At 70.3% G+C, this 2,340-nt stretch carries 2 protein-coding genes; both read left to right on the top strand.

Annotation, left to right across the window (positions count from 1 at the left end; genetic code table 11):
• Positions 1–622, top strand: a 622-nt coding sequence (locus ABEB07_RS23875; protein WP_345670211.1) for a phosphopantetheine-binding protein, incomplete at its 5' end; no start/stop codon positions are given.
• Positions 622–2,340: condensation domain-containing protein (locus ABEB07_RS23870; RefSeq protein WP_345670210.1), on the top strand; the 1,719-nt coding region annotated here is incomplete at its 3' end. The genes ABEB07_RS23875 and ABEB07_RS23870, both read left to right, overlap by 1 nt.

Genomic DNA, 2,340 nt, shown 5'->3' with positions numbered 1-2,340 from the left:
CCGGCTGGAGTATCTGGGGCGTGCGGATGAGCAGGTGAAGATCCGTGGGTTCCGGATCGAGCCGGGTGAAGTGCAGGCGGCGGTAGCCGCGCATCCGGGGGTGGACCAGGCGGCGGTCGTCGTCCGTGAGGACGTGACCGGCGACAAGCGTCTGGTCGCCTACGTGGTCGGCGATGTGGGCGAGTCGGAGCTGCGCGAGTTCGTGGCGGGCCGGCTGCCGCAGTACATGGTGCCGTCGGCGGTGGTGGTGCTGGAGGCGCTGCCGCTGACGGTGAACGGCAAGCTCGACCGCAAGGCGCTGCCCGCCCCGGAGTACGTGAGCGGCGGGGGCCGCGGGCCGGCCACACCGCAGGAGGAGATCCTCTGCCGGGCGTTCGCCCGAGTGCTCGGCCTGGACCAGGTCGGAGTCGACGACGACTTCTTCGCACTCGGTGGACACTCCCTGCTCGCCACCAGGCTGAGCAGCGAGATACGTGAGGAACTGGGGGCGGAACTGCCGATCCGGGCGGTTTTCGGCACCCCCACGCCGGCCGGACTCGCGGCCTGGCTCGTACAGCAAGGTGACAGTCGTCGGAAAGCTAGGCCCGCGCTGCGGCCGATGCGCAGCCAGGAGGAGTCCTGATGATCCCGCTTTCGTTCGCCCAGCGTCGGTTGTGGTTCCTGGCCCAGCTGGAGGGACCGAGCACCACGTACACGAACCCCACAGTGCTGCGCTTCTCCGAGGCGCTCGACCGTGCCGCGCTGGAGGCGGCGCTGCGCGACGTGCTGGGGCGTCATGAGGTACTGCGCACGGTGTTCCCGGCGCCCGACGGCGAGCCGTACCAGCGGATCCTGCCGGTCGAGGAGACCGGGTTCGCACTGGCCGTCGCGGACGTGGCCCCGGAGCAGCTGACCGAGACGGTGGCGCGCGCCGTGCGGCACGTCTTCGACCTGGCCACAGAGATCCCTCTGCGGGCGAGCCTGTTCAGCGCGGGCCAGGACGAGCACGTACTCGTCCTGCTGGTGCATCACATCGCGTGGGACGCCTGGTCGGCCGGCCCGCTGGCACGTGACCTGTCCGCGGCGTACGCGGCGCGGTGCGGGGGACGGGCACCCGAGTGGGAGCCGCTGCCGGTGCAGTACGCCGACTACGCCATGTGGCAGCGGGAACTGCTCGGTGCCGAGGACGACCCGGAGAGCGTGCTGTCGCGGCAGGTCGACTACTGGCGCGAGGCCCTGACGGGAGTTCCCGAGGAGCTGTCGCTGCCGACCGACCGGCCGCGGCCGGCGGTGCCCACCTACCGCGGTCACCAGGCTGAGCTGGAGATCCCGGCCGCGGTGCACGAGCAGCTCGTCGTCATGGCACGTGAACGAGGCATGAGCCTGTTCATGGTGCTGGAGGCGGCACTCGCGGTGACGCTGTCCCGGCTCGGCGCGGGCACCGACATCCCGATCGGTTCGGCCATCGCCGGCCGCACCGACAAGGCGCTGCACGACCTGGTCGGGTTCTTCGTCAACACGCTGGTCATCCGCACCGACCTCTCCGGTGACCCGACCTTCGCCGAGGTGCTGGAGCGGGTCCGGGAGACGAGCTTCGGCGCGTTCGAGCACCAGGACGTGCCCTTCGAGCGACTGGTGGAGGAACTGGCGCCGGTCCGCTCCCTGGCGCGGCACCCGCTGTTCCAGGTGATGCTGACGCTGCAGAACGCCGGTCCGGCGCGGCTGGACCTGTCCGGCCTCAAGGCCTCCCGCATGGCGGGAGGAACCGCCACGGCCAAGTTCGACCTGGAGGTCACCGCCGCGGAGATCCTCGGCGCCGGGGGCGCGCCGGCCGGGGTGCGCGGGGTGGTGACGGTCGCGGCCGACGTGTTCGACGAGGAGACGGCCGCCCGGATCGCCCACCACTGGCTCCGTGTGCTGTCGGCGGTGGTCGCGGACCCGGCGACGCGGATCAGCGCGGTGGAGATCCTTGACGCCGACGAGCGCCAGAAGCTGCTGGTGGAGTGGAATGACACGGGGTTGGAGGTGGGTGGTTCGTCGTTGGTGGAGTTGTTTGCTGAGCAGGTGGTGCGTGATCCGGGTGCGGTGGCGTTGGTGTGTGAGGGGGTGGAGGTGTCGTATGGGGAGTTGGATGTGCGGGCGAATCGGTTGGCGCGTTGTTTGCGGGAGCGTGGTGTGGGTGTGGAGTCGGTGGTGGGGGTGTGTTTGGAGCGTGGCGTGGATTTGGTGGTGGGGTTGCTTGCGGTGTTGAAGGCGGGTGGGGCGTATGTGCCGGTGGATCCGGAGTTGCCAGTGGAGCGTGTGGGTGTGATGTTGGGGGATGCGGGTGCGGTGTGTGTGGTGACGTCGGTGGGGTGTGCT

It is taken from the genome of Streptomyces similanensis (assembly GCF_039543625.1).
In the GTDB taxonomy this organism is placed as follows: domain Bacteria; phylum Actinomycetota; class Actinomycetes; order Streptomycetales; family Streptomycetaceae; genus Streptomyces; species Streptomyces similanensis.
The sequence above is the reverse complement of the archived record's forward strand: the minus strand, read 5'-3'. Positions and strand labels throughout refer to the sequence as shown.